The sequence below is a fragment of the Archangium violaceum genome (genome assembly GCF_016859125.1).
GTDB lineage: Bacteria > Myxococcota > Myxococcia > Myxococcales > Myxococcaceae > Archangium > Archangium violaceum_A.
Genome location: NZ_CP069338.1, coordinates 9,562,196 through 9,588,403 on the forward strand (window position 1 = coordinate 9,562,196; position 26,208 = coordinate 9,588,403).

Genomic DNA, 26,208 nt, shown 5'->3' on the forward strand with positions numbered 1-26,208 from the left:
CTCCGGCCGCACTTTCCTCCAACCTGTCCGGCAATCGGACAAGTTGCTGAAGACCGGGCCCGGAGGGTCTCCTGCTCTGGATTCGTTCAGGCCCCTGACGAGACTTTCTTCTCCTGGCTTGGACGTGAAGACATCGGCCGGAAACGTTCACTTTGCGAGTCTCACGGATCTCGCGGCGCGGGACGGGAGGCGGTGCTGGTACACGGTCCCGCGCTTGAACGTCGACGGGCGGTGCCTCCGGCCCGCCCGGTTCTTCTCGGAGGGAGCATGAAGTCGCGGATGGTGATGTTGGCGGCGCTGGCAGCGGCGGTCACCGGGTGCGCATCGGCCCAGAAGCCCTCGACGTCGCCCGAGCAGGTGCGGGTCTCGGGGGGCATCGTGCAGGGCTCGGTGGAGAACGGCGTCCTGGCCTTCAAGGGGATCCCCTTCGCCGCGCCGCCCGTGGGCGACCTGCGCTGGCGCCCGCCCCAACCCGTCCAGGAGTGGAGCGGTGTGCGCCAGGCGACCGCCTTCGGTCACGACTGCATGCAGGTCCCCTTCGCGGGCGACGCCGCCCCGCTGGGGACTCCGCCCGCCGAGGACTGTCTGACCCTCAATGTCTGGCGCGCGGCCGACGCGCCCGCGGACGGCAGGTTGCCGGTGATGGTGTGGATCTACGGCGGCGGCTTCGTGAACGGTGGCTCGTCTCCGTCCGTGTACGACGGCTCGCGGTTCGCCCAGCAGGGCGTGGTGCTGGTCAGCTTCAACTATCGCCTCGGACGGTTGGGCTTCTTCGCACACCCGGCGCTCACGGCCGAGGCGGAGGGTGCCCCCACCGGCAACTTCGGCTACATGGATCAGATCGCGGCCTTGGAGTGGGTGAGGAACAACATCGCCGCATTCGGGGGTGATCCGAACAACGTCACCATTTTTGGCGAGTCCGCTGGTGGCGGCTCGGTCCACACCCTGCTGACCTCGCCGAAGGCTCGAGGCCTGTTCCACAAGGCCATCATCATGTCGGGCGGAGGGCGGGGTCCGCTGCTCGGTGGTAGCAAGCTGAGCGAAGACACGCCGGGTGGGCCGCGCTCGGCGGAGTCCGTCGGCGTGGAGTTCGCCAGGAGCGTTGGTATCCAGCAAACGGGTCCGGAAGCGCTGGCCGCGCTGCGCGCCCTGCCGGTGGAGCGGATCGGTGACCTCAGCATGATGAACATGGGCGTGCCGACCTACTCGGGCCCGATCCTCGACGGTCAGATCGTCGTCGAGTGGCCGGACGTCGCCTACCGTGCCGGCCGCTGGGCCAGGGTGCCGGTGATGGTGGGGGCCACCAGCGCGGACCTGGGCTTCGGCTTCGCCCGGACCAGGGACGAGGTGTTCGCTCCCTTCCCGGATCAGGCGGCGGCTCGCGCGGCCTATGATCCGACCGGAGAGGCCGACGTGCGCACGCTGGTCGCCCTCACCGCGATGGATCGCACCATGATCGAGCCCGCGCGGTACACGGCCCGACTCGTGGCCGCCCAGGGGCTGCCTGCCTACCACTACCGCTTCTCCTACGTCGCCGACTCCATGCGTGACGAGTGGAAGACCGGGGCTCCGCACGCGACCGAGATCCCCTACGTGTTCGACACGGTCCAGGCCAGGTACGGGGCGGAGGCAACCGAGCTCGACCGCAAGGTCGGACGCGAGGCCAACGCCTATTTCGCCAACTTCGCCAGGACGAGTGATCCGAACGGACAGGGTCTGCCCCAATGGCCACGATACGAACCCGGTACGGACCTGATCCTGGATTTCTCGGCGAGCGGCGAACCGGTTGCTCAGCCCGATCCGTGGAAGGCCCGGCTGGACGCGACCGAGGCAGCCGCGAACGCGGCGGCGACCGGGATGTGACGGACGTAAAAAGAGGGTAACGAGAAAAAACAGTTTACCTGATGATTCGGGAAATCGTTTAGTGGTCCGCCCCAAGAAAGGCGGGATCACCGATGCTCCTCATTCGTCGTCAGTCTTCTGGCGTCATTGCGCGCGCCGTCGTCCCTGTTGCCGTGATGTTGCTCTCCGCTTGCGGAGCGAGCTCTCTGGAAGATGAAACCGTTGGAGAGGCCCAGGAGGCGCTCGCGACGGGTGTGGGCTCGTCCGCGTTCCGGGCCGCCCTCGCCAAGCGTTGGGCGCCCATCCACTACCAGGACGTGGACGTGACGGGCTCGCACTCGCTCGGCGGCCGGTCCGACTACATCAGCCGGGTTGACTTCGATGGGGACTGGAGCGGGACGAACAACTGGGACAACGCCGCGTCCAGGCCGCTCACCGCGCATGCCTATCAGTCCGTGGTGGAGACGAGCTCGCACTGGTACATCGTCTACACCTTCTTCCACCCGCGCGACTGGTCCGACACCATCTTCGACACGGAGCACGAGAACGACGGCGAAGGCGTGCTGCTCATCGTGGAGCGTGACGGGACCGAGTACGGCAAGCTCATCGGCGCCGTGACGGTGGCGCACAAGGACTTCTTCTCGTTCCTGCCGGATGGCAGCCCGATCAGCGCGGGCGCGGAGTCGGTCGACGGCAAGCTGTCGTTGGCGCCCTTCGAGGGAGTCCAGCACCCCATCACCGCGCAGGAGGCCAAGGGGCACGGGCTCAAGGCCTGGCCGGCCTATGACATCGTGGGTGACGGCGTGAAGTACTACCCCTCGCTCACTACCGCCGAGGAGCCCTCGTCGGCCACCGATTCCGACGTGCGCTACAAGCTCATCGACATCTACGGTTCCGAGGGGTTGTGGCAGCGCCGGGGCCTTTCCGAGCTGTTCGTGTCCGAGGGCACGTTCCGGGGAGACACGAGTGGTGGCTGCGGCCTCATCGCGGGCCTCTGCTCCTCGAACTCGGCGAACGCGCCCTGGGGCTGGGATGACGGGAACGATGGTCCCATCCAGCGCGGTGAGATCGCCTCCGATCCGGCGAAGCTCGCGGCGCACTACTTCAGCCCGTCCTCCCGGTTCTCGACGACGTACACGTTCAATCCCTTCAAGGGAATTGGGGACCCGAACGCCCCCTGAGTGCTTACGGGTGGGTGAAGGGCCGGCCGCGCGGGGGCCCGGGGGTTCCTTTTTTGCGCGGGGACCGCCGGGAGGGTAGGGATGCGGTCTTCGTATGTCTGTGACCGCCGAGCTGCTCGAAGCCGTCCGGGAGGAAGCGCGCCCGGACACCTGGTCCGCCGGCATGGGTCTGGCCCGCGCGGGTGCCGTCTCGGTGCAGTCCGTCGCGGACCTCGCCAGCGTCAAGGCTGATGCCAAGGGGAGTAACTCGACCCATTTGTATGGCTCCCTGGAGCATTCTCGATGATTGCGTTCCGCCATGTATCCGGAGCAATGTCGAATGCGCTCACGCAGTGTCGCGTCATCAGAGCCATGCTCTGGCTCGCGTGGCTGATGGTCGTTCCGGGGTGCCCTGACAAGAAGACCGCACCCAATCTCGTGGCTGGTGATGCGGGTGTTGTGGTGGTTGATGCTGGAGGAGGGGCGGATTCGGAAACCGATGCCGGGAGCACAGGCGCGGAGGCGGCCGCCATGGATGCAGGCCCCCAGGCCGCCACAGCCGTGAAGCCTCCCACGATCGTGCCTGCTGGTGCCATCGACGATGAAGACAGCGAGCAGTCTCTCCTGCGCAACTACGCAAAGGTTCTGCAATGGAGTGTTGAGGACGAGTCACTGGATTCATACTGGGAAGTCGTCGAGCGCCTGAATGTTGGTGATCGGCAGTTCACCCTGGTTCGCCTGGCCAAACACTCCGAGCCTCGTGGCGGCCAGCAGCAGTGGTTGCTCGTGCGCAAGCACCAGAAGAGCGGACCTGTGTCCTACAGCCCGCTCGCCACGCAATATCCCTTCACGCCTGATCATTGGCAGCAGGTGAAGCCCATTGGCATGAAGCTCCAGCCACTGGAGAAGTCGTCCAGCAGCGTGCTTTGGATACGCCTCCGAGAGAAGTCCTCGGAGTCAGGGAACGGAGGGGAGCACATCAAGGACAAGGAGCGCCAACTCGCGTATGCGTTCCTCGTCGACGAACGAGGCGCCTTCAAAGCACTCGCGCTCCAGATTCCCGAGAAGGTGACGCTCTCGGTCGATGATGAGGTGACGGCGGAGACCACGCTCGAGATCAACATCCCGTCCGTAGAGCGCCTCATCATCCGGCCGGGTCCGACGGGCGTCGATGCCGAGCAGCAGAGCTGGCTCGGTGAGCACTCCCTCACGAGGTAGGGGCCCGCCACGGGGGAGCACCGCACCTCAAGAGCAATTGGCTCCGACGCGACCGGGCGGGTGCCTTTGTTGCGCGGGGACCGCCGGGAGGGTAGGGATGCGGTCTTCGTATGTCTGTGACCGCCGAGCTGCTCGAAGCCGTCCGGGAGGAAGCGCGCCCGGACACCTGGTCCGTCGGCATGGGTCTGGCCCGCGCGGGTGCCGTCTCGGTGCAGTCCGTCGGGCAGGAGGAGGCCGTGCTGCGAGTGCGCGCGGCCGGCCGGCCCGCCCCGCTGACCACCGTGCTCTACCCGGAGGACGAAATCTGGGAGTGTGACTGCCGCGGCCGGGTGGACCCCTGCGAGCACGTGGTGGCGGCGGCCATCATCCTCCATCACTCGGTGGCCCAGCGTCCCCCCGCACAGCGCGCCCCGGCGCCACGTGCTCCCGCTTCGTCCATGCCGGCACGGCCCGCCGCGGCCTCCTCGGTCCAGGCCGGCCCGCGCCCGGGTGCCACGCCGAAGCCGGAGCGCATGGTGTACCGCTTCAAGCGCGTGGAGGGAGGGCTGCAACTCGAGCGCCTTCTGGTGCGTCCGGACAACACCGCTCGGCTGCTGGCTCGCAGTCTGGCGTCGGTGCTGACGAACCCCGTGGAGGCGGCCCGGATCCAGGTGGAGCCGTGCGATCTGCTCGCGGACAAGCTGCTGATGCGGCCCACGCGGGGAGCGCTTCCTCCCGAGCGGCTCGATGCGCTCCTGCGTGTGCTGGAGCCCGCGCGCACCGTGCTCTTCGACGGCGTCCTGGTGTCCGTCTCGAGCGAGCCCCTGCTTCCGCGTGTCACCGTGGAGGACCGGGGCGAGCAGACGGTGCTCAAGGTGGAGAAGGATCCGCGCATCACCGAGGTGGTGAGCTCCGGGGTGGCGGTGTGCGGAGGCACGCTCTGCCGGCTCGGCGAGCAGAGCCTCACGGGTGCGTGGCTGGAGAAGCTGCCGCAGGAGCGTGTCTTCTCACCCGAGCAGATGGGGGACCTCACCGGCAAGGTGTTGCCGGACTTCGCGCGGCGCATGCCGGTGGACGTGAGGAGCCAGCGGATTCCGCCCATCGACCGCACGCTCGAGCCGCGCATCTCCCTGGAGCTCAACCAGCTGGACTCCGGACTCTCGGTGTTGCCCACGCTGGTGTACGGCTCTCCGCCCTCGGTGCGCATCGACAACGGGCGCATGGTGTACCTGAAGGGCGCGGTGCCCGTGCGCGACGAGGCCGCCGAGCAGAAGCTCATCCACCAGCTGCGCGATGATCTGAACATGGTGCCCGGCCGGCGCGTGACGGTGCACGGCAAGGAGGCCGTGCAGCTCGCCGACAAGCTGCGGCGCTGGCGCGGCGATCTCACCGGGGACGCGGCGCGCGTGGTGAGCCCCAACGTGCAGCTGCGTCCCATGCTCTCGGTGGAGGCGGGCGCCACGCAGACGGGTGTGCCGCGGGTGGAGTTCTCGCTCGACTTCCAGGTCGAGGGCGCGGGGCCGGGCGCGCCGCGCTCGGTGGACGCGGGCGCGGTGATGCGCGCGTGGGAGGAGGGGCTGGGATTGGTGCCGCTCGAGGGCGGCGGGTGGGCGCCGCTGCCCACCGCGTGGTTGAAGACGCACGGCCAGCGCGTGGCGGATCTGCTGGCCGCTCGCGGGAAGGACGGGCGGCTCGCCAACCACGCCCTTCCTCAGCTCACCGGATTGTGCGAGGCGCTGGAGCATCCGCCTCCGCCCGGGCTCGAGCGTCTGGCGCCCCTGGTGGAGGGCTTCGAGAAGCTGCCGGACGTGCAGCTCCCGAAGGATCTCACCGCGACGCTGCGCCCCTACCAGCTCCAGGGCGTCAGCTGGCTCACCTTCCTGCGGCAGGCGGGCCTCGGCGGCGTGCTCGCGGACGACATGGGTCTGGGCAAGACGCTGCAGACCCTCTGCATGTTGGGGCCGGGCACGCTGGTGGTGGCCCCCACGAGCGTGCTTCCCAACTGGGAGGCGGAGGTGAGGCGCTTCCGTCCCTCGTTGAAGGTCTCCGTGTACCACGGCCCCGGCCGCACCCTGGACGAGACGGCCGACGTGACGCTCACCACCTACGCGCTGCTGCGCCTGGACGCGGAGGTGCTCGGGGCGAAGACGTGGGACACGGTGGTGCTGGACGAGGCCCAGGCCATCAAGAACCCGGACAGCCAGGTGGCGCGCGCGGCGTACGGGCTGCAGGCCTCCTTCCGGATCGCCTTGAGCGGTACGCCCATCGAGAACCGGCTCGAGGAGCTCTGGAGCCTGATGCATTTCACCAACCAGGGGTTGCTCGGGGGGCGCAAGGAATTCGAGGAGCGGTGGGCGCGGCCCGTATCGGACAACCAGAAGGGCGCGGCCGAGCAGCTGCGCGCGCGCATCCGCCCCTTCGTGCTGCGCAGGCTCAAGCGGGACGTGGCACCCGAGCTCCCGCCGCGCACCGACTCCGTGCTGCACGTCACCCTCAACGAGCGGGAGCGCGCCGTCTATGACGCGGTGTACGCCGCCACGCGCGAGGAGGTGGTGTCCCAGCTGGAGGAGGGGGGCAGCGTCCTGAAGGCGCTGGAGGCGCTGCTGCGGCTGCGTCAGGCGGCGTGCCACCCGGCGCTCGTGCCGGGACAGCAGGCGAAGACGTCCTCCAAGGTGGAGGCGCTGGTCGAGGCGCTCGGCACCGCGGTGGAGGAGGGGCACAAGGCGCTCGTCTTCTCGCAGTGGACGTCCCTGTTGGATCTCATCGAGCCGGCGCTGAAGGAGGCGGGCATCGGGTTCATCCGGCTGGACGGCGGCACGTCCAACCGCGGCGCCGTGGCCGCGTCGTTCCAGGATCCGAAGGGCCCTCCGGTGATGTTGATCTCCCTCAAGGCGGGCGCCACGGGGCTCAACCTCACGGCGGCGGACCACGTCTTCCTGGTGGACCCGTGGTGGAACCCGTCCGTGGAGGCGCAGGCGGCGGACCGCGCGCACCGTATCGGTCAACAGCGGCCGGTGATGGTGTACCGGCTGGTGTCCCAGGGCACGGTGGAGGAGAAGATCCTCACCCTGCAGGAGAAGAAGCGCGCTCTCTTCGAGTCCGCGCTCGGTGGGGCCTCCGGGGCCGCGGCCATCACGCGGGCGGACCTCATGCAGTTGCTCGACTGACTCCCGCCCCTATTGGTTGAGGCGCGCGCGGAGGACCGTTCCCAACACCTTCGCGGTCTCCTCCGGCACGCGGGAGAGGTGCGTGTAGAGCGTCTCCTCCATTTGAGCGATGAGCTCGGGCGCCGCACCGGCCTCCCGCATGCCGGCCAGGACGGTATAGGCCGCCATGCCGAGCGGCTCGACGAAGCCATTCGACTCCTCCCAGAACTCCTCGAAGCAGGGCACGGTCTCTCCAGAGGCGACGCGGATCAGGCGTCCCACGTTGACGTCCCAGTATGCCCTGTAGGCCTCCTCGACCTCCCGGCTCGAGAACGGTCCCTGGCGGATCTTGATGCGAGTCCCCTCGCCATCGGGGAGGAGGGTGAAGGTGACGCGGGTCGTCTCGTGGCCGAGGTCCCCGCCGTCCCAGCTCAGCTCCATCAAGAATCCCATGCGAGGGTACATCTCGAGGATGCGGCCGGTCTGCGTCAGGGGAGCGCCCTTCGCATCGAGCAGATTCACCCGGAACGGCCCGTCCTCTTCGTCGTTTCCCTCCTCTCCAAGGCGATGGCCTCCCGGTGGGGCCCCGTACCAGCGTCGCATCCGGAAGGGGTCCTCGATGGCCGCGAAGACCTGCTCCCGGCTCTGGCCCACCCACCACTCCATCGTCAACTCGCGCATGTCGCTCATGCCAGCGCTCCCTCCCGGGTCCGCAGTTGGAACCGGGGCACCTTCATGAGCAGCGCTTCCGGCATGCGGTATTGCTCGACCACCAGGCTGATGCGCGCCGCCGAGAGCTCCGGAGCCCCGGCCTCGACCGCCACCACCTCGTGCACCAGGTCTCCCCGGAACGTCACCAGCGAGCGTGGCAGGGGCGCCAACGCCGCCACCCTCGCGCCGCGGTGATACAGCCGCAGCTCGCCCCCCGCGAGCTGCTCGGGCACCTGGACGTAGAGCACGCTCACGGCGAGCGGGCCGTCGGCGCCCGCTCCGTAGAAGGTCATGCTGCGATCCAGGTGCGCATCCACCCCGCGCCCGTTCTGGACCAGGAGCGGGTTGAGCAGGAACGCGTTGCACTCCGGCAGGATCGCGGCCTGGAGGAACGGGGCGAAGGCGGGGAAGCGGTCCGTCACCTCGGAGAGGGCCTCGCGTCGGAACGTCACCGAGAAGCCATAGGTCCCCGAGAAATGGGAGGACAGGTTGGTCTCGCCCAGCAGGGAGGAGCCCAGGATGGCCGACCGGATGGCCTCGATGGCGTCCACGGGCAGGGCGTCGGGCGTGCGGTGGAAGAAGCTCTGGAGACGGAAGGCTCCGCTCCACGGTGGCTGGAAGCGCATGGAGGGATTTGGCCTCAGCCGGGCCGAGAAGTCGATCAGCACGGATATGTTGTGGCCCTGAAGCAGGGGCGGAAATTGGGAACCGGAATTTGTTGGCTCCCCGGGTGCCCTCAGTGTTCGAACTGGCCAACGCGCTGTACACCGCGCGCCCGCCTCCGCCGGAATGCCAGCGTGCCCAGCGCGAGCCACGCGAGCGGCGCCACCGGGGCCGCGCCGCAACCGCAGCCGCCCTCCGGCACCTGCTCCCCGCCCGTCCCCGCGTCCGGCTGGTCCAGCGCGCAGTTCCCGTCACCGACGCACACCGTGATGGTGAAGGCCTGCTCCGCGTCCGGCGCCTCGCCGTTGCTCACCCGCACGATGACGTCCGCCGAGCCCGCCGCCGAGGGCGTCCAGGAGATGAGGCCGGTGGTCGCGTCGATGGTCATCCCCTCTGGCGGCGGCACGCCCACCAACTCATACAGGGGGGCCGGCCGGGCCTCCGCCTCCACGTCGTAGCTGAAGGGGATGCCCACCACCGCGGTGGTGAGGGGCGTGGAGGTGATGACGGGGGCCAGCGGCTCATCATCCACCTCGACGGCCTCCACCGAGCGCGCGTCCTGTCCCGCCGCGGCCACGGTGATGGTGGCGACCCCGGTCAGGTTGTCCGCGTCCGACGCGGCCCACAGCGTGACTGTCCTGGGCGTGTTCCAGTCGACGGAAGTGAAGGTGAGCGAAGCCCCGTCCTGCACCATGATGTCCGCGTCGCCATGCGTGCGGGCCACGTTGACGGTGACGCGACCCGAGGGCTGCTTGGACAGCGACACGCCGAAGGTGGCGGTGCCGTTCTCCGGGACGGATACCCGTGAGGAGGACAGCACCAGCCTCGGGGCGTTGTTGTCGATGGTGGTGACCCTCGCTGACTCTTCCCCCAGTCCCGCCGCCGTCACCGTGAAGGTGGCGATGTCCGCATTGGAGTCCGCGTCCTCCGCCGCCGCGATCGTCACCACGCGAGGCACGCTCCAGTCCGCCTGGGAGAAGGTGAGCGACGCTCCGCTGGCGACGCTCAAATCCTCCGAGCCACCCATCGCCCGAGTCACCTGCACCGTGACGGCCGCGGTGGGCGCCTGGGCCAGGCGCACGGTGAAGGCGGTGCGCCCGCCCTCCACCACGCGCGGGTTGAGTCCGGACACCACCAACTTCTGACCGGGCGCGGAAGGGGCGATGCGGCGCACGGTGCCGTTGTTGTACCCGAGCGCATACAGCGCTCCGTCCGGCCCCACCTCCATGTCCACGTTCGACGAGAAGCCCGTGCCCCACTCATCCACCGTGGCCACCGAGTTGTCCGCCGCCAGCGTGGCGCGAGTCACCTGCCCGGAGTTGTAGTCCCCGAAGAAGTAGTTGCCGCGGTACTCCGGCGGGAAGAGCGTGGCGTCATAGAAGGTGCCGCCGGTGATGGAGCCGCCCAGCGCCTGCGTCGTCGCGGTGCCGCCCCCGCTGCTCGCATCCGGCTGCCCCGGCTGTGCCACGGTGAAGGTGGTGGCGGAGGGGGAGGCGGGGATGCTGGCGACGTAGAAGGTACCGTTGAAGCTCGCGTCGTCCACGCCCGCGAGGGTGAGCTTCTCTCCCTTGCGGAAGCCGTGCTGCCTGGTGGTGGTGAAGGTGGTGACGCCCCCGCTGCGCACCGCCCCACCCGCGGTGAGGTTGCGCATGTCGACGCCGTTGGTGCGGTACTTGATGACCGGCGGGAGGTACCCGGCGGGCTGGTTGTTCTCGTAGCTGCTGTAGCCGGCGTGGTCTCTCATGCTCACCACGAAGACCTGCTCGTAGTCCGTGCCCACGGTGTTGCTCCACAGCTCCCCGGTTGCCGGTTGGAAGGTGAGGGTGAACGGATTGCGGAAGCCTCTCGCCCAGATGTACTCGTTGTTGGGGCCCACGCCGTCATAGAAGGGGTTGTCGTTGGCGGGCGTGCCGTCCAGGTTGGCGCGCCCCACCTTCGCCGCGAGCGACGTCAGGTCGGCATTCACACCGGTGCCGTTGCCCAGGTCGCCGATGGACCAGTAGAGCTTCCCGTCCGCGCCGAAGCCCAGGCCGCCACCGTTATGGTTCTGCCCGGCGGTGGGCAGCCGGGTGACGACCTCCGTGCGCGCGGTGCCCACGCCATTGGCGTCCGTGTAGCGGACGATGCGCTGCTCGGTGGAGGAGACGGTGACGAAGAAGTAGACGTACCGGTTGACCACGTAGTTCGGGTCGAACGCGATGCCGATGAGGCCGCACTCGCTGTTGGTGTAGATGGCGGGCTCCGTCGCGAACACGCTGGAGACGGGCGTGTTCGTCCCCGCCTGCGTCTCCAGGGCACCGTTCTTCATCGCCACCGTCCGCACCACGCCATTCTTGAGGGTGATGAACAGGCGGCCCGAGCCATCCGGCGCCCAGGCCATGCTCGTGGCGGGCGTCAGCTCGCTGGACGTGTAGCTCGTCTCCGAGAAGCCCTCGGGCACCGCGGCCCATGAGGGGGAACACCACAGCAGGAGCAACAACGACGTCACGAGGGATGAACGCATGACCGATGAAGCTAACGCACGCGAAGTGCGACTTCCGTCCGTCATGTGTCCGCGCTCGCGCCGCACCCCCCACCGGCTTTTTACAACCCTGTTGCCACAACCAGTCGCGCCGGGTGACGCGGTACATGAAAACGGCGGCCTCCCGGGAAGGAGACCGCCGTTCGAACTACCAGGAGTGAGGACTCACCGGCTCACCGGGTGGTGAGCGTCCCCACGGCCACGTCGATGGCACCCAGGGCGCCGCTGTCCGACAGGGCGTGCGCCTTGACGACGGAGATGGGAACGAGGGTTCCCGCCGGCGTCGAGGGGCCGGTCTTCAGATCCAGCGCCACCGAGAGCAGGGCCCCGGAGTACGCCGTCGCCGGGCCGAGCGTGCCCTTCTGGAACACGCCGACCGTGAGGGTGCCCTCCTTGACGTTGCTCTTGAAGAGCCGAGGCTCGGCGCCCAGCTCGAACAGCCGGTTGGTCACGTACTCGGTGTCCGCGTCGGACACCTTGGCCCAGCTCGCCCGGGTCGGGTCCACCGAGAGCGTCAGGCCCACGCCCCGGCCGGACTGATCCGCGGGGCCCACGAGATCCAGCACGAGCCGGCTGTCCGTGGAGGCACTGGTGTTCTTCACGAAGCGCCAGCCGGTGCCCGTCGGATCCTGATAGCCAACGCCCGAGGTGCCCGGCACGGTGACGGTGGCCGTGTCCTTCTTCGAGGTGTCCACCGCGTTCGTGGCCACCACGGTGTAGGTGCCGGGCTCCGAGGGCGCGGTGTAGACACCCGTGCTGGTGATGGTGCCGTGGGCATCGCCGCCCTCCACCGACCAGAGCACCCGGGGCTCCTTGGCGTCCTTGACGGTGGCGGTGAAGGTGAGCTTCTCACCCGCGTTCATGGTGGCGGTCTTCGGTGAGATCGTCACCGGCCCCGCGTTGGGGTTGCCGCAGGCGGTAAGCAGCCCGAGCAGCAGCGGAACAATGAATTGAGTCAACGTTTTCATGGCTTACCGTCCGAACTGGCTGACGAAGAGGGTGACGTCGTTGTCGTCCACGGAGCTGCTCGCATCGAGATCCACGTCCTCGCTGTAGAGCGGGGCGTCGGAGTCGGTGGCGCCGTAGGCCCGGGCCATCCGGCCCATGTCCTCTCCGTCCACGACATGATCTCCGTTGAGATCGCCGGTGAAGACCTTGATGGTCGTCGTAGCGCTCGCTCCGGGGGCGACGGTGCTGGTGGCCGTGGCGTGGCAGAAGCCCGTCGCGGTGGGCGCGGTGTAGACGCCATCCGCGGAGAGGGAACCGCAGATGCGTCCTTCCTTCAGGACCCAGGTGAATGACGTGTCCACCGCATGGGCGACGCTCGCGGTGAGGGTGGCCGAGCCGCCCACCGGCACCACGATGAAGGGCGACCCGACGCTCACGGAGACGGCCTCGCTCGTGAAGGTGGTCGAGGCCTTGTTGGAGTGGCCGTAGGCGTCGTACGCGACCGCCTCCAGGGTGTGCTCGCCGGGCGACAGCGGGAGGAGGCTGAAGGGGAGCGTGTAGGGCGGTGCCAGGGCCCGGCCCTTGAACGCGCCATCCACGTAGAACTCCACGGCGGTGACGCCCGTGTCGTCGGTGGCCTCGGCCTTCAGGACCGTCGTCTCGAACATGCCCTCCAGGCCCACGCTGACAGTGGGGCCGGCCACGTCCTCCACCTTGGAGTTGAAGATGTCGAAGGCCACCTCCGCGGTGCTCTCGTTGCCCGAGATGTCCACCGCCTTGACCGTCAGGGTGTGGGGACCGTTGGTCAGGTCGGCCGCGTCGAACGGCTCCGTGTAGCTGCCATGGGGATCCGTGCGCGTGGCCACCGGGTTGCCGTCCACGGAGAACTCCAGGCGCGACGTCCAGACGTTGTCGCTCACGGCGGCGTGGAGTTGGACCGTCTTCCCGTAGGTGCCACTGACGGACGCGGTGAGCTGGGGCGCCAGCGTGTCCGGCGTGCTCGTGGTGGTCAGCGTCACGTCGTCGAGGAACATCTGGGTGACGCCATCCGGGAGCTGCGGCGCCTCCGTCTGGTTGGCCTCGAAGACGAGCTGGATCGTCTGGCCCCTGTAGGCGCTCAGATCGAAGCGGTGCTCATAGTAGTCGCCGGCGGTGTCATCCAGGTTGGAGAAGGACTGGAGCGTCCTCAGAGCCGTGCCGCTGGAGTCCCGCACCTTCGCGATGAGGGTGTGGTGCGCCTCCCCATCGGTGAACGCGCTGTTGTGGAGGCGCAGCCAGAAGCTGTAGATGGCCGAGGTGGAGTCCGCTGGGATGGTGAGGGTCTGGCCCACGGACGACGTGTGGGGGCCCAGGTTCGACCAGAAGAGGAAGAACCTCGCGCCCGTGTGGGCGAACGAGCTGTTCGTGAAGAAGCGGGACGAGCCAGTCAGGGTCGTGGTGATCGGCCAGAGCGCCTGACCCGCGGCGGTCGAGTCCTCGAAGCCGGGGTTCAGCACCCGCTGCTGTTGGTTGCGGTCGAGGAAGAACGCCACCAGGGCCGACTCCCCCACGTTGCCGGCCGCGTCCACGGCTCGGGCCATGACGGTGTGCGCGCCGTTGGACAGCGACGAGGCGTCCACCACGTGGGTGAACACGTTGGACGCGGTCCCCACCGACGCACCATCCAGGAAGAACTCGACGGCGTCGACATGGCCGTTGTCCGACACGTTCGCGAAGAGCCCCACCTTGCCGCCCACCACGACGGCCTGGGCCGTCACGGAAGGTGTCTCGGAGTCGGCGGAGCCGCTCACGCGCAGCGTGAAGTCATCCAGCTTGAAGCTGGTGCCGAGCGTGGCGTCCTCGTTGCCCTCCAGGTAGATGCGGACGGTCTGGCCCGCGTAGGCGGAGAGGTCGAAGCTGCGCTGCACCCACCCGAGCGTCGCGTCCAGGTTGGACCAGGTGGCGAGCGTCTCCAGCACCTCTCCCGAGGTGCTGCGCACCTGCACCACCAGGGTGTCCCTGGCGGCGGTGGCCGGCTCCGCGGTGGTGAGCTCGAGGTAGAAGGTCAGCGAGGCCCGCGCGGCGGAGGCGGGGATGGTGACGTCCTGGTAGAGGTTGTCCACGTGGACGGTGCCGTACCCGTTGAGCCAGACGTAACCCTGGCCCGTGTGCGCGCCGGTCACGGGATGGTTGATGTTGCCGCGGGGATCGGCCTCCCATCCCTCGCCAGCCTTCTCGAAGCCCGGATCCCTCAGGAGCTGATCGAAGCTGTTGGCCACGTTGAAGGAGTAGGGCGCCGACGGGCCCACGTTGCCAGCCAGGTCGTAGGCCTTCACCACCAACTGGTGCGTTCCGTTGGAGAGCGTGGTGGTGTCGAGCGGCACCGTGAAGGGCAGCGAGGAATCCGTGCCCACGATGGCCCCGTCGACGAGGAACTCCACGCGCGTGATGCCCACGTTGTCCGTGCCCAGGGCGTGCAGCTGGAGGCCAGGGGCGGTGCCCGAGACGCTCGCGGTGACGGACGGCGCCATCCGGTCATCATAGGTGTTGGCGGTGTAGCCCACGTTGATGGCGGCGAAGGCGTTCTGCACCGCGCGGTACTCGTTGGACGCGGCGCCGAAGAGGTCCGCCGCCGACCGCAGGGACGCCGTGCGGGCCACCAGGTAGTTGGCTGACGGGAACATGTAGACGGTGATGGCCCGGTACCAGATGGCCGCCGCCTTGTCGTTGCCGATCCCCTCCATGCCCTCGGGCAGGTACTCGCTGGAGGTCTCGAGCCCGAAGCTCGCCTTGTCCGCGCCCTGGGACAGGAAGTAGAAGGCGCGGTTCATCGGGCCGCTGCTGAAGTGGACGTCGATGTTCTCGATGCCGGGGTACCAGGCATCCACGCTCACGCCGTCCAGACTCGGCTTGTGCATGTAGCGCATCGGAGCGTACGGGTTCAGGCTCTCGCCGATGAACCAGTTGCCCTTGGTGCCATCTCCGATGGTGGAGCCCTGGCCGTTGCGCACCCAGAACTCCGTCATGGTGCCGAAGATGTCGGAGTTGGCCTCGTTCAGGCCGCCGGACTCGCCGGAGTAGATGAGCGCGGCCGTCTGCGACATGACGCCGTGGCTCAGCTCGTGGGCCGACACGTCGAGCGCGGCGAGCGACTTGGAGCCCGTGGGGTCGCCCGGGTAGGAGCCGTCGCCGTAGCTCATGCAGAAGCACGAGCTGTTCCAGAAGGCGTTGTTGTAGAGGTTGCTGACGTGCACCCGGTTGAAGGTGGGGGTGCCGGCGTTGTCGATGCCCAGGCGGCCGTGGATCTTCAGGTAGTAGTCCCACGTGGCCTGCAGGCCGTAGTGCGCATCCACGGCGGCCGTCTGGCCGTTGTCGCCGAGCGTGGGCTGTCCGGGGACGTAGTTCGCCCCGTCACCCCAGGTGTTGTCGGGGTCCGTGTACAGGGTGAGCGTGGCCTCGGCGCCGTTCTGCAGATCGGCGTGGTTCACGTCATAGGTCCGCAGGCCCTCGCCGAGCGCGCGGGTCGTGTCGCGCAGCTCGTAGAGGCCCTCGGCGTTCTTCCAGACGTTGAGCTGCACGCTCCCGTTGTGCTGGGAGTTGCCCTTTCCAATGGCCGCCGAGGTCTGCAGCGAGCTCCACTTCTTCAGCACCTCGCCGGAACGCGCGTCGAGAAGGAGGTCCGTGTGGGCGATGCCATCCTGGGGGTTGTCCAGCTCGACGTGGACGTGCCAGGCGAGCCGGTAGCCCACCACCTCCTGCCTGAAGTCCGCCGCGTTCAGCTGCTTGAAGGACTTGTGCGGCGCGAGGTTCACCCGGCGCGTCTCCGGGTAGATGACGAGCTCGGCGCTCGGCTCGGCACCCATCAGGCCGCGCGGGGAGATCTCCAGGGTCGCCAGGGAGATGGCGCTGGCCGCGTCCACCGTGGGCTGGGTGGACATGCGGATGCCCGTGCGCAGCCCGTCCGCCGTCACCGGCAGGCTCCGTCCGCTTGGATCCAGGTGGGTGATGGCCATGGCCCCCCAGACCGGCACGCCCTGGTGGAGTTGCTGGAAGTGGGAGTGCGTGAGGCCGAAGCGGTCCGTATGGGCGCCGGACATCCGGAAGTCATCCCCGTCGTTCAGCCCGAGGCGGGTCTTCTGCGCTCGCAGCGTCGAAAGGGATTCGGCCACGCGTGACGGCTCCCTTGCACGGAGCTGTGTGAACGCGGATTGGGAGAGCGGGGTGATTCTTTCACCCGCGAGGGAGGGACCCGCCGTCAAGAACGTGGCGAGGAGCAGAGGCCAGCGAGGCCACGGCATGGACATGGATTGACTCCACCGGACTTCATCGAGGAGGTGACCGGCCGTCCGGCACCCACATCGAGCACCAGCGCCGGGAGCGGCACTACGACTCCGCTGATGCTCGAAAAGTCCGACCGCGTACTGCCAGGGCGCCTGCCCCTCGACTTTCGCCTTCAGCGCAGCGGCGGGAGTATACACAAGTGGACCTTCGGGCTGAATAAGTCCAGACCCGGTGAACAGCGGATCGGCCACTCAAACAGGTAAAACATGAAATTCCTGAAATCCCTTTGCATGTCATCCTTCGTTGATGCTTCAATGGATTTACAGGGAAATAATTATTTCAAAGCATTTCATTGAAGACTCTTCGTGGACGGATTCCATGTTTTTGCTATAAGTGTTGATTAACCGGTGTAGCCAGAGAGCTACCGGTCCACAGTCGGAAAGGAAGTCACTGCGTGAGCAAGAGCGTTCGCGGTTTCAAGTGGCTGGTGGGAGGAATCGTCGGTGTGTCCATGCTGGGCGCGTGTGGCGCTCCGGCCGAGGGCGAGACTGCCTCCGAGCAGGTCGACGCGCAGGCTACGGGCGAGGTGGCGGTGAGCCTGTCCGTGGCCAAGGCCTCCCTCAGCGCCCGCGAGGACGTGGCGGTGACGGTCACCCTCACCAACATCTCCTCGGAGCCGGTGCAACTGCTCAAGTTCTACATCCCGGATGGGCGCCTCAAGGAGGGCCTCTTCGAGGTGACGCGCAATGGCGAGCCCGTGGAGTACATCGGTCCGCACATCAAACGCGCGGCGCCGCGCCCCGAGGACTACATCACCCTGCAGCCCGGCGAGAGCCTGTCGGGCTCGGCGCCCGTCTCCGGCATGTATGATCTGTCCGAGACCGGCAGCTATACCGTCCGCTACGCGGCGCGCTCGCTGGAGCAGCACAGCGCGGTGCTCACCAAGGCGGCGCAGCTCGACTCGAACCTCGTGAACCTGTGGATCGAGGGCCGTGACAGCGGCCTGTCCGAGCTCCAGGCGCAGGGCACCGTGTCCGCCCAGGGCCTGTCGTACTCCGGCGCCTGCACCAGCTCCGAGCAGTCGTCGATCAGCTCGGCGCTGACGTACGCGAGGACCTACGCGAACAACGCGTCGACCTACCTCAACGGCATCTCCGCCAGCACCACGCGCTACAAGACATGGTTCGGCACCTTCTCGAGCACCAACCTGACCACGGCGCGCAACCACTTCACCAACATCAAGAACGCCCTGGCCAACGCGGCGATCGTGGTCGACTGCAGCTGCAACGACAGCTACTACGCCTACGTGTACCCGACCCAGCCGTACAAGATCTACGTGTGCAACGCCTTCTGGAGCGCCCCCACGACGGGCACGGACTCCAAGGCGGGCACGCTGGTCCACGAGATGAGCCACTTCAACGTGGTGGCGGGCACGGATGACCACGCCTACGGGCAGACCGCGGCCAAGAGCCTGGCGACCTCCAGCCCCACCCGGGCGCTGGACAACGCGGACAACCATGAATACTTCGCGGAGAACACGCCCTCCCTGCCGTGATCTCGGTTAGGGTAGGGATTTGATGGGAAACGGGAGCGGCGACGCTCCCGTTTTTCTTTTCTGGCGCGTGAGCCCATCCCAGACGCGCCTGGAGCGGAGAGCATCCGTCCTATGATTCGTGGACACGTTGGTTGGGTCGCGCTGTGCTGTCTGGCATTCGGTGGTAGCGCATGTACGCGCAAGGACATCCCGGCGCAGCCGGAGCCGGCGCAGCAACAGGAGGCCCCACCTCAGAAGGAGAACCCGGCCATGGCATCGCCCCTGGAGTGCTCGTTGAGCGTGCCTCCGAGTGTGCGTGCGGGTGAGCCCGTGGAGGTTCGTTTCCAGCTCACCAACCGCACGGCGCGGCCCCTGTTCGTGCTCAAATGGCGTACGCCGCTCGAGGGCCTGCGCGGCAATGACTTCCAGGTGACCCGCGACGGCACCGACATTCCCTACCAGGGGCCGATGGTGAAGCGGGGCAACCCGTCGGCGGAGAGCTACGTGGCGATCGCGCCCGGTGCGTCGGTGGAGGCCCGGGTGGAGCTGACCCTGGCCTACGAGATGAACCAGCCGGGGCACTATCGCATCGAGTTCCGCAACCAGCTCATGGATGTCGCCGACCAGCAGTCGGACGTGCCCCGGAGCCTGGATCAGCTCCAGTCCATGCCGGTGCAGTGCCCGGTGATCGAGACGACGATCACCGCGCCCTAGCTTCGAGCACCTGGCGGATGGTCTCGGAGGCCTGGGGGAACGGCCCTCGCGCGAGCTCCAGGCCCGAGGGGCTCATCGCCTGGATGAGCACCTGTTGGAAGCCCTTCACCAGCCCCAGCGCGCTGTGCGGCTCGCCGCTGGAGTCGGCCACCATGTAGAACGACGCCTCCAGGTCGTCCGGCGGCTGCTGGCCCTGCTCCAGGAACAGCTGCCGGACCTTGTCGAGCGAATCCCTGTGGATCTTGCGGATCTCCCGGCTCGCGGCCCCCATGAAGAAGCCAGGGATGCCTCGCAGGTCCACATGCACCACCACGATGGGGTTCTCGTGGCGCAGCTCGTAGGCGAACCGCATGGCGTGCTCGCGGAGGACCTGGCGCGTGTCCCGGTTGGCGTACAGCACCACCGCCGGCCGCCCTTGTCCGAGCGGAACCTCCCGCCCGAAGACGTCCTCGAGACCCGAGGCGTGTGCCGGGAAGGCGCCGAACAGTCCCATCAAGCAGGCGAGTACCACCAGGATGCGCATGGGCAGGGATCTCCTCCAAGGGGGGGGTAGGAACTGACCGCAGTGTACGGACATTCCTGACGGCTCGGGGAACGGCCGTATTCTCTTTCTTCCCCGCCAGACGCGGCTACCCCGCGAGGGGCCGGGGCCCTGGCGCTGGCTCCCGCGGCTGTCTCTGGCGGAGTCCCTCCATTTCCTCTAAAGCGACCACATTGGAGGTGTGACGCAATGAGTCGAGTTCTGGAGGATCTGCTGGAGCTTCTGAAGTTGGAGGCCATCGAGGAGAACCTGTTCCGTGGCCGGAGCCAGGACCTCGGGTACCGGCAGCTCTTCGGTGGACAGGTGCTCGGTCAGTCGCTCTCGGCGGCCAGCCAGACGGTGGCGCCCGAGCGCCATGTCCACTCGCTGCACGGTTACTTCCTGCGCCCCGGCGACGCCAGCCTGCCCGTGGTCTACACCGTCACACGTGTGCGTGATGGTGGCAGCTTCACCACCCGCAGCGTGACGGCCATCCAGAAGGGCCAGCCCATCTTCACCATGATGGCCTCCTTCCAGGGCGACGAGCCCGGTTTCGAGCACCAGGCGAAGATGCCGGCGGTGCCCGGGCCGGAGGAGTTCCCGGTGGACCGCGAGCTGCTGCGCCGCAAGGCCCACCTCATCCCCGAGCGGGTGCGGGACAAGCTCCTGTGCGACAAGCCGATCGAGATCCGCCCGGTGACGCAGGTGGACCCGTTCGATCCCAAGGTGTGCGAGCCCATCAGGTACGTGTGGTTCCGCGCCGACGGGCCGCTCCCGGAGGATCCGCAGGTGCACAAGTACGTGCTGGCCTACGCCTCCGACTTCAACCTCATCACCACCGCGCTCCAGCCGCATGGCGCCAGCTTCATGCAGCGCAACATGCAGATGGCGAGCCTCGACCACGCCCTGTGGTTCCACGCCAACGTGCGCGTGAACGATTGGCTCCTGTACGCCATGGACAGCCCCTGGGCGGGCAATGCCCGAGGGCTGTCGCGCGGGCACATCTTCACCCGGGAGGGGCGCCTGGTGGCGTCCGTGGCCCAGGAGGGCCTCGTTCGCGTGCGTCAGGACGTGCGCTGAACGCGCGGGCCGCGGTCCGGCTGTGTCGTTGAATGGGTCTACCCTCGCCCCGTGTGGGGTGGGGTAGGGCGTTGTCTTTACGGTGTTGGCTCGAGCGCGGCCCCGCGTGAGGCGTCGCGCTCGCCACCCCGAGCCCGGTCGGGCAGGTCGTGGTCAGGCCACGCGCGAACGCCGCGCGGATGGCCGGCCGTGCACGCCAGGCTCCATCCAGTAGCCCGAGGGTGATGAGGCGCGGGGATGCGTGTGCCAGAGGGCCGCTCGCGGGCGACTCATGGCCGCGCCATTCCCGAATCTGGCGGATGCCTCCTTCACCCCGCATTACACTTACATTGAAACACGCCGGCCGATACATCCCACTTCAATCTGGCGTTTCTTGGAGCCCCCCTCAGTCATCATGCCTACATGTCGTGACATCTGCGGGCTCTGTATTCCAGCTATTGAGCCCACATTTCGGCATATTTCCGCGTTTCAATGAGGCTGTAAAGTCAAACATCAAAGTCCATGCCTACATATCGCGACAAGTCATACAAATAAAGCAGATGTAGCACTGCACGTCAATTACATACATAAATACAAGCGGGTTTGTTTGTGTTTTATTTGTTTTTTCTTGGGGCTCTGTTTGTGATTGATTAATGACGTGCGCGTTGCTCTGTGTTTGTTTTTTTGTTTGCTGGTGCAATTGATTGCGGGATTTTGTTTTGTCTTTTGTTTGTTTTGTGTCGATTTTGTTTGTCATTGTTTGTGGGGCGGTGGAGAACCCAGCCGCCGCCACCCCGACTCGCTTGCCAGTTGCTCCCTCCGTGCTACGGGGAGGTCTTGCTGGCCGACGCCGTGAGCTCTGGGAGCAGGAACTCGTCCACGGACGGCGCCTTCTCGATGAGGCCCAGCTCCACGAGCTGACGCCCCAGTGTCTCCCACCGCTCGCGGCTCATGGTCCCCAGCCCCCGGGCGCGCGTCTCCTCCGTCTCGATGAGCGGCTTCTGCGCCTGCGCCGCCGCCGCGAACGTCTCCGCGTCCATCGTGGTGTTCAGCTTCGCCATGACCGCGTTGGCGGGATCCGGGTTCTCCAGGTAGTTGCTCCAGCCCTCGCGTACCGCCGCCACGAACGCCTTCACCCGCTCCGGCTGCTCCTTCCACAACTCCCGGCGGGTGATGACCACGGCCTGGTAGGGATTGAAGCCCTCCTCGGCCACCAGGAACACGGTCGGGTCCGCACCCTGCTTGCGCGCCGCGATGGGCTCCGAGGTGATGAAGCACTGCTGCGCGAAGTCCTTGTCCGCCACGAAGCGAGCCACGCCACCGTCGTAGGGCACCACCTTCACCTTGTCGAAGCCGTACTTCTTCTTCAGGTACGCGGCATACGGCAGGCCGGGCTCCAGGGCGATGGTCCCCGAGGCGAGCACGTCCTTGATGCCCTTCGCCCCCCGTGAGGCGTGCACCATGATGCCGTGGGGTGACGTCTGGTACACGGCGAACAGGGGAATCACGTCCACGCCGCGCACCCGGGCGGTGAGGACATCATCCGCGGCCACGATGCCGAACTCCACCTGTCCGGAGGCCACCATCTGCATCACCGGCACGCCCGCTCCACCGCCGAGGATGTTCACCTCCAGCCCGTGCCGCTTGAAGGCTCCCGTCTCCCGCGCGGCATAGAAGCCGCCGAACTCGGGCTCGGGCACCCAGTTGAGGGCCAGCTTCACCTGGGCCGTCCGCGCCTCCTGCGCGCTACTGCCCGCATCCGTGCCCTCGGCCTGTTTCGTGCCTTCCTTCGAGCGAGAGCACGCCCCCACGGCGACGAGCAGCGCCACACAGCCCAGCAATCCGACGAGACGTCTTCTCACTTGTGGTTCCCTCCTGAAGAAGTAGTGCTTCATGAGCCCGAAGCCGACGGGTGCCAGCGCCTCAGCAGCCGGGAGCCCGTCAGGCTCACCGCTCCGAACAGTGCCAGCCCCACCACCGAGGCCGCCAGCACCGCGGCGAAGAGGAGATCCGTTCGCAGCTGCCGGTAGGCGGACAGCACCAGGATGCCCAGGCCGGCGGCGTCCTCGGAGAAGCCGGCGACGAACTCGCCGCCGATGGCGCCGATGACGGCCAGCCCCGAGGCGACCCTCAGGCCGGTGAACAGGTGCGGCAGCGCGGCGGGCAGCTCCAGCTTCCACAGCGTGGCGAGCCGGCGCGCCCCGTAGAGGCGGAACAGATCCCGCAGCGCCGGCTCCACCGATCGCATCCCAGAGAGCGTGTTGGCGATCACGGGAAAGAGCGAGACGATGAAGGACGAGGCGGCCACCGCGCGTCCCCCCGGGCCGAACCACAGCACCAGCAGTGGGGCAATGGCGATGACGGGCACCGTCTGTAGGAAGAGGGTGTAGGGATAGAACGCCCGCTCCAGCAACCTCGACGAGGAGAGGATGATGGCGGCGAGCACGCCCACCGTCGCGCTCAGCCCAAAACCCAGCAACGCGGAGCGTCCCGTGGTGAGCGCCGCGCTCAGCAGGGCCGTCGCCTCGTGGGCCCCGACAATAGCGACGGCAGAGGGAGGCGGCAGCAGCCAGACGGGGACGGCGAAGGCGCGTGTCACGCCCTCCCAGAGCCCCAGGAGCACGGCGAGCGCGGCCACGGGTGCCAGGGCCGCGCTCGGGAATGAGGTCTTCATGTGGCGTCTCCTCGCTCCAGAGCCTGGAGGAGCAGGCCCATCTCGCGGGCGAAGTCGGGCTCGGCGCGCAGGACGGGGGTGCGCTCCCGGGGCAGGGCGAGCGTGTGGTCCAGCATCACGCGCGCGGGACGCCGGGACAGCACCACGGCCCGCTCGGCCAGGTAGGCGGCCTCGGAGAGCGAGTGGGTGACGAAGAGGACGGTCATCCCCAGCTCCTTCCACAGCGCCAGGAGTTGATCGTCCAGCCGGTTGCGCGTCAGTTCATCGAGGGCGGCGAAGGGCTCGTCCAGGAGCAGCAGCCGGGGACGGGTGACGAGCGCCCGAGCCAGGGAGACACGCATGCGCATGCCTCCGGAGAGCTCGGCCGGGTAGCGCGAGGTGGCATCGCCGAGCCCGACCTCCTTCAGCAGGGCGTGCGCCGCGGTATGGCGCTCGGAGGCGGGGACGCCGGCCAGCTCCAGCGGCAGGGCCACGTTGTCCAGCACCGAGCGCCAGGGCAGCAGGTGCGCGTCCTGGAAGACGTAGGCGATGGGCGTGCGCGCGCCTCGGGTTCGTTCGAGGGGCGGGGAGAAGGTGAGGGTACCGGCGTCGGGTTTGTCCAGCCCGGCCACCAGGCGCAGCAGGGTGGACTTGCCGCATCCCGAGGGACCCACCAGGGCCACGAACGAGCCCGCGGCGATGTCCAGGTCCATCCCGTCGAGCACGGGGACGCCGCCTGGAAAGATCCGCCGGAGGCCGGAGATCTGCACGCGGACGCCGCCCCTGCCGTCATCGGGCGGGAGCGAATCGGAGGGGACCGGGCTGGGGGAAGCCATGTGGTAGAACGGTTTCTAACCGCATGGCGCTCCCCTGGCCAATGCCCTAGTGACCGCATGGAGGGCCAGCGGCATCGCTTCCTTCGGCGGACCCCCTATCGGGAGTGACGGGCTACTGCCCGGTGGGTGCCCCCTGGTGCGGTGCGGGCAGCTCCACGCCCTGGGTGGCGGCCCAGTCCTCCGCGGTGCGGCCCTGGGCGTCCCGCACCTCGCGGCGGGCGCCGTTCCGCTCGAGCGCGTGAGACACGTCGATGCGTCCGGTGAGCGCGCTGAACATCAGCGCCGTCTGGCCCAGCAGGTTCTGCTGATCCACGCGGCAGCCGCTCTCGATGAGCAGATCCACCACCGCCTGGTGCCCCCGGAAGGCGGCGCCCATGAGCGCGGTGTTGCCCCGGGTGTCCGGCGCGCAGGGGTTCGCCCCGCCCGAGATGAGCGCTCTCACCGTCTCCAGGTGCCCGTGGTAGGCGGCGAGGATGAGGGGCGTGTAGCCGCGCGCGTCCCGGGGAGAGGCGGGCGTGCCGGCCGCGAGCAGTCCGCGCACCACCTCGGTGTCTCCCTCGCGAGCCGCCGCGAGGAGGATGTTCTCCGCCTCGGTGACGGCAAGCTCCCGGCGGACTCCCGCCGGAGCCGCCTCCGCGTGGGTCGGCCGGAAGAGCGCCATCCCCGAGGAGAGGGCGAGGACCGTGAGGACGAGGAGGGTCGCGGCGCCCACCGCGCGCCGGACTCGGGTGTTGGTTTTGAAGGTACTCATGAGGGTGTCTCCGGAAGAGAAGAGGGTGCGCGGCTCCCCGCGTCGGCTCAGGGGACCACGTCGGCGGTGCGGGCCTTCTCCAGCTTGACCCCCACCGCGCGCGCCACCTGCGCGCCGTACTCGGGATCCGCCTGGAGCAGGAAGCCGACGATGCGCGTCTTCACCTCGGCGCTCTTCACCTGGCCGAGGTCGGCCGCGAAGTTCTTCACCAGCCGGGCGCGAGCATCCGCCGGGAGGGCCCGGTAGAACTCACCGGCCTGGGCGAAGTTCAGCGTCTTCTGGATGGGCTGCTGCTGCGTGGTCCCGGACAGCGGCGCGCGCGACAGCAGGAAGCGCGTATCGTCCCCCGTGCGCCCGATGATGCTCGGCTCGTAGTTCACGTCCAGGCGGGTGTTGGCGAAGTTCATGCTGCCCGCCTGGTTGTTGTTGCGCACCTCGGTGCTCCGGGCACGGTTGATCGGCAGTTGGAGGTAGTTGGTTCCCACCCGGTAGCGCTGGGTGTCGGCGTAGGCGAACAGGCGGCCCTGCAGCAACCGGTCCTCACTCGGCTCCACCCCGGACGGCATCACACCCGGCGAGAAGGCGGCCTGCTCCGTCTCCTCGAAGAAGTTGTCCGGCATCCGGTTGAGCGTGAAGCGGCCCAGCTTGATGACCGGGGCCTTGCTCTCGGGCCACACCTTGGTGGCGTCCAGCGGATCGAAATCGAACGCGTCCAGATCCTTTGGATCCAGCACCTGCGCCGTCAGTACCCACGAGGGGAACTGGCCCTTGCCGATGCTCTCGTAGAGATCATGGGTGGCGTGCTGGAAGTCCTTCCCCTGGAGCCGCTCCGCCTCCTCGGCGGTGAGCGACTTCACGCCCTGCTGGCTGCGCCAGGCGAACTTCACGTACTTCACCTCGCCCTTCGCGTTGACGAACTTGAAGGCGTGCACGCCGAACCCGTCCATCTGCCGGTAGTTCGCCGGGATGCCGAGATCCGAGTAGACCTGGGTCAGCATGTGCGTGCTCTCGGGCACGTGGCTGAAGAAGTCGAAGAAGCGGTTGGGATCCTGGCGGTTGGTGACCGGCGAGGGCTTCAGCGAGTGCACCATGTCCGGGAACTTGATGGCGTCCCGGATGAAGAAGACCGGCAGGTTGTTGCCCACCACGTCCCAGTTGCCCTCGTCCGTGTAGAACTTGAGGGCGAACCCGCGCGGATCCCTCAGCGTCTCGGGCGAGCCCTTCGGGTGGATGACCGTGGAGAAGCGCACGAACATGGGCGTCTTCTTCCCCTTGGCCGACAGCATCGACAGGCGCGTGAGGTTCGAGAAGTCACCGTCGCTGACGAACTCGCCATAGGCGCCCACGCCGCGCGCGTGCACCACCCGCTCCGGAATGCGCTCGCGATCGAAGCGCGCCAGCTTCTCGATGAGGTGGAAGTCCTCCAGCAGGATGCCGCCGCGCGGTCCCGCCGTCTTGCTGCTCTGGTTGGTGCCCACCGGGGCGCCGCTATCGGTGGTCAGCGGCGAGGCGGCCAGGGCGCCTCCGCTCACACCCAGGGCCAGGGCCATCAGCGTCGTGCGAATCAGGTGTCTCATGGGGTCGTCGCTCCTCGTGTCGGGGTAGGGGGCGCCCGTGGAGCTCACCGGGCCACCCGCTGCACCTGCACCACTGCGGGAAACGGACCAACGCCAGAACCCCAGGAGTTTCAGGG

General features: G+C 67.9%; 19 protein-coding genes. 8 read left to right on the top strand and 11 right to left on the bottom strand.

Annotated features, from left to right (window positions below; all coding sequences use genetic code 11):
• Positions 1-267: 267 nt before the first annotated feature.
• From JQX13_RS40405 to JQX13_RS40425, 5 genes are all read left to right on the top strand, one after another.
• Complete coding sequence (locus JQX13_RS40405) at positions 268-1,863, top strand: carboxylesterase/lipase family protein (protein ID WP_239014148.1); 1,596 nt, start codon at positions 268-270, stop codon at positions 1,861-1,863.
• 92 nt (positions 1,864-1,955) lie between these two features.
• Positions 1,956-3,023: a hypothetical protein gene (locus JQX13_RS40410; protein WP_203404735.1), complete on the top strand. Its 1,068-nt coding sequence runs from the start codon at positions 1,956-1,958 to the stop codon at positions 3,021-3,023.
• Positions 3,024-3,117: 94 nt separating this feature from the next.
• On the top strand, positions 3,118-3,309 hold the full coding sequence (locus JQX13_RS40415; RefSeq protein ID WP_203404736.1) for a hypothetical protein: 192 nt from the start codon (positions 3,118-3,120) through the stop codon (positions 3,307-3,309).
• On the top strand, positions 3,306-4,220 hold the full coding sequence (locus JQX13_RS40420; RefSeq protein WP_203404737.1) for a hypothetical protein: 915 nt from the start codon (positions 3,306-3,308) through the stop codon (positions 4,218-4,220). Before JQX13_RS40415 ends, JQX13_RS40420 begins: the two co-directional genes overlap by 4 nt.
• 110 nt (positions 4,221-4,330) lie before the next feature.
• Positions 4,331-7,366, top strand: a complete 3,036-nt coding sequence (locus JQX13_RS40425) for a DEAD/DEAH box helicase (protein ID WP_203404738.1) — start codon at positions 4,331-4,333, stop codon at positions 7,364-7,366.
• Between the two features lie 9 nt (positions 7,367-7,375).
• Here JQX13_RS40425 and JQX13_RS40430 read toward each other — a convergent pair whose 3' ends face one another.
• The 5 genes from JQX13_RS40430 to JQX13_RS40450 all read right to left on the bottom strand — a co-directional run bounded on the left by JQX13_RS40430 (position 7,376) and on the right by JQX13_RS40450 (position 16,336).
• Complete coding sequence (locus tag JQX13_RS40430) at positions 7,376-8,035, bottom strand: SRPBCC family protein (RefSeq protein WP_239014149.1); 660 nt, start codon at positions 8,033-8,035, stop codon at positions 7,376-7,378.
• Positions 8,032-8,724, bottom strand: a complete 693-nt coding sequence (locus tag JQX13_RS40435) for a 2OG-Fe(II) oxygenase (protein ID WP_239014150.1) — start codon at positions 8,722-8,724, stop codon at positions 8,032-8,034. Before JQX13_RS40435 ends, JQX13_RS40430 begins: the two co-directional genes overlap by 4 nt.
• A 68-nt stretch (positions 8,725-8,792) precedes the next feature.
• Positions 8,793-11,222 (bottom strand): PQQ-dependent sugar dehydrogenase, encoded by a 2,430-nt coding sequence (locus tag JQX13_RS40440; protein WP_203404739.1) that lies wholly within the window; start codon positions 11,220-11,222, stop codon positions 8,793-8,795.
• A gap of 191 nt (positions 11,223-11,413) precedes the next feature.
• Positions 11,414-12,208 (bottom strand): hypothetical protein, encoded by a 795-nt coding sequence (locus JQX13_RS40445; RefSeq protein WP_203404740.1) that lies wholly within the window; start codon positions 12,206-12,208, stop codon positions 11,414-11,416.
• Between the two features lie 3 nt (positions 12,209-12,211).
• The gene (locus JQX13_RS40450) at positions 12,212-16,336 is read right to left on the bottom strand and encodes a M4 family metallopeptidase (RefSeq protein WP_203404741.1); all 4,125 of its coding nucleotides are present in this window, start codon (positions 16,334-16,336) and stop codon (positions 12,212-12,214) included.
• 566 nt (positions 16,337-16,902) lie between these two features.
• Here JQX13_RS40450 and JQX13_RS40455 point away from each other — a divergent pair.
• Positions 16,903-18,003 (top strand): M35 family metallo-endopeptidase, encoded by a 1,101-nt coding sequence (locus tag JQX13_RS40455; RefSeq protein ID WP_203404742.1) that lies wholly within the window; start codon positions 16,903-16,905, stop codon positions 18,001-18,003.
• Between the two features lie 249 nt (positions 18,004-18,252).
• Complete coding sequence (locus tag JQX13_RS40460) at positions 18,253-18,696, top strand: protease (RefSeq protein WP_239014151.1); 444 nt, start codon at positions 18,253-18,255, stop codon at positions 18,694-18,696.
• Here the strand turns inward: JQX13_RS40460 and JQX13_RS40465 are convergent.
• Positions 18,683-19,219 carry a hypothetical protein gene (locus tag JQX13_RS40465; RefSeq protein ID WP_203404744.1) on the bottom strand — a complete coding sequence of 179 codons (537 nt, stop codon included), beginning with the start codon at positions 19,217-19,219 and terminating at the stop codon, positions 18,683-18,685. The genes JQX13_RS40460 and JQX13_RS40465 overlap by 14 nt on opposite strands.
• Before the next feature lie 207 nt (positions 19,220-19,426).
• On the opposite strand from JQX13_RS40465, the gene tesB reads away from it, so the two are divergent.
• Positions 19,427-20,296 (top strand): acyl-CoA thioesterase II, encoded by an 870-nt coding sequence (tesB, locus tag JQX13_RS40470; RefSeq protein WP_203404745.1) that lies wholly within the window; start codon positions 19,427-19,429, stop codon positions 20,294-20,296.
• A gap of 803 nt (positions 20,297-21,099) precedes the next feature.
• Here the strand turns inward: tesB and JQX13_RS40475 are convergent.
• The 5 genes from JQX13_RS40475 to JQX13_RS40495 form a co-directional block, all read right to left on the bottom strand.
• Positions 21,100-22,137 (bottom strand): ABC transporter substrate-binding protein, encoded by a 1,038-nt coding sequence (locus tag JQX13_RS40475; RefSeq protein WP_203404746.1) that lies wholly within the window; start codon positions 22,135-22,137, stop codon positions 21,100-21,102.
• Between the two features lie 29 nt (positions 22,138-22,166).
• Positions 22,167-22,949 (bottom strand): ABC transporter permease, encoded by a 783-nt coding sequence (locus JQX13_RS40480; protein ID WP_203404747.1) that lies wholly within the window; start codon positions 22,947-22,949, stop codon positions 22,167-22,169.
• Complete coding sequence (locus JQX13_RS40485; protein ID WP_203404748.1) at positions 22,946-23,764, bottom strand: ABC transporter ATP-binding protein; 819 nt, start codon at positions 23,762-23,764, stop codon at positions 22,946-22,948. Before JQX13_RS40485 ends, JQX13_RS40480 begins: the two co-directional genes overlap by 4 nt.
• A 112-nt stretch (positions 23,765-23,876) precedes the next feature.
• The gene (locus JQX13_RS40490) at positions 23,877-24,515 is read right to left on the bottom strand and encodes an ankyrin repeat domain-containing protein (protein ID WP_239014152.1); all 639 of its coding nucleotides are present in this window, start codon (positions 24,513-24,515) and stop codon (positions 23,877-23,879) included.
• Between the two features lie 47 nt (positions 24,516-24,562).
• Positions 24,563-26,092: a catalase gene (locus JQX13_RS40495; RefSeq protein ID WP_275424910.1), complete on the bottom strand. Its 1,530-nt coding sequence runs from the start codon at positions 26,090-26,092 to the stop codon at positions 24,563-24,565.
• Positions 26,093-26,208 lie beyond the last annotated feature (116 nt).

Bases quoted from the DNA above. Each gene is read 5' to 3' on its own strand.
- JQX13_RS40405 (WP_239014148.1), top strand. From the start codon at position 268: ATGAAGTCGCGGATGGTGATGTTGGCGGCGCTGGCAGCGGCGGTCACC.
- JQX13_RS40410 (WP_203404735.1), top strand. From the start codon at position 1,956: ATGCTCCTCATTCGTCGTCAGTCTTCTGGCGTCATTGCGCGCGCCGTC.
- JQX13_RS40415 (WP_203404736.1), top strand. From the start codon at position 3,118: ATGTCTGTGACCGCCGAGCTGCTCGAAGCCGTCCGGGAGGAAGCGCGC.
- JQX13_RS40420 (WP_203404737.1), top strand. From the start codon at position 3,306: ATGATTGCGTTCCGCCATGTATCCGGAGCAATGTCGAATGCGCTCACG.
- JQX13_RS40425 (WP_203404738.1), top strand. From the start codon at position 4,331: ATGTCTGTGACCGCCGAGCTGCTCGAAGCCGTCCGGGAGGAAGCGCGC.
- JQX13_RS40430 (WP_239014149.1), bottom strand. From the start codon at position 8,035: ATGAGCGACATGCGCGAGTTGACGATGGAGTGGTGGGTGGGCCAGAGC.
- JQX13_RS40440 (WP_203404739.1), bottom strand. From the start codon at position 11,222: ATGCGTTCATCCCTCGTGACGTCGTTGTTGCTCCTGCTGTGGTGTTCC.
- JQX13_RS40445 (WP_203404740.1), bottom strand. From the start codon at position 12,208: ATGAAAACGTTGACTCAATTCATTGTTCCGCTGCTGCTCGGGCTGCTT.
- JQX13_RS40460 (WP_239014151.1), top strand. From the start codon at position 18,253: ATGGCATCGCCCCTGGAGTGCTCGTTGAGCGTGCCTCCGAGTGTGCGT.
- JQX13_RS40465 (WP_203404744.1), bottom strand. From the start codon at position 19,219: ATGCGCATCCTGGTGGTACTCGCCTGCTTGATGGGACTGTTCGGCGCC.
- tesB (WP_203404745.1), top strand. From the start codon at position 19,427: ATGAGTCGAGTTCTGGAGGATCTGCTGGAGCTTCTGAAGTTGGAGGCC.
- JQX13_RS40480 (WP_203404747.1), bottom strand. From the start codon at position 22,949: ATGAAGACCTCATTCCCGAGCGCGGCCCTGGCACCCGTGGCCGCGCTC.
- JQX13_RS40485 (WP_203404748.1), bottom strand. From the start codon at position 23,764: ATGGCTTCCCCCAGCCCGGTCCCCTCCGATTCGCTCCCGCCCGATGAC.
- JQX13_RS40490 (WP_239014152.1), bottom strand. From the start codon at position 24,515: ATGAGTACCTTCAAAACCAACACCCGAGTCCGGCGCGCGGTGGGCGCC.
- JQX13_RS40495 (WP_275424910.1), bottom strand. From the start codon at position 26,092: ATGAGACACCTGATTCGCACGACGCTGATGGCCCTGGCCCTGGGTGTG.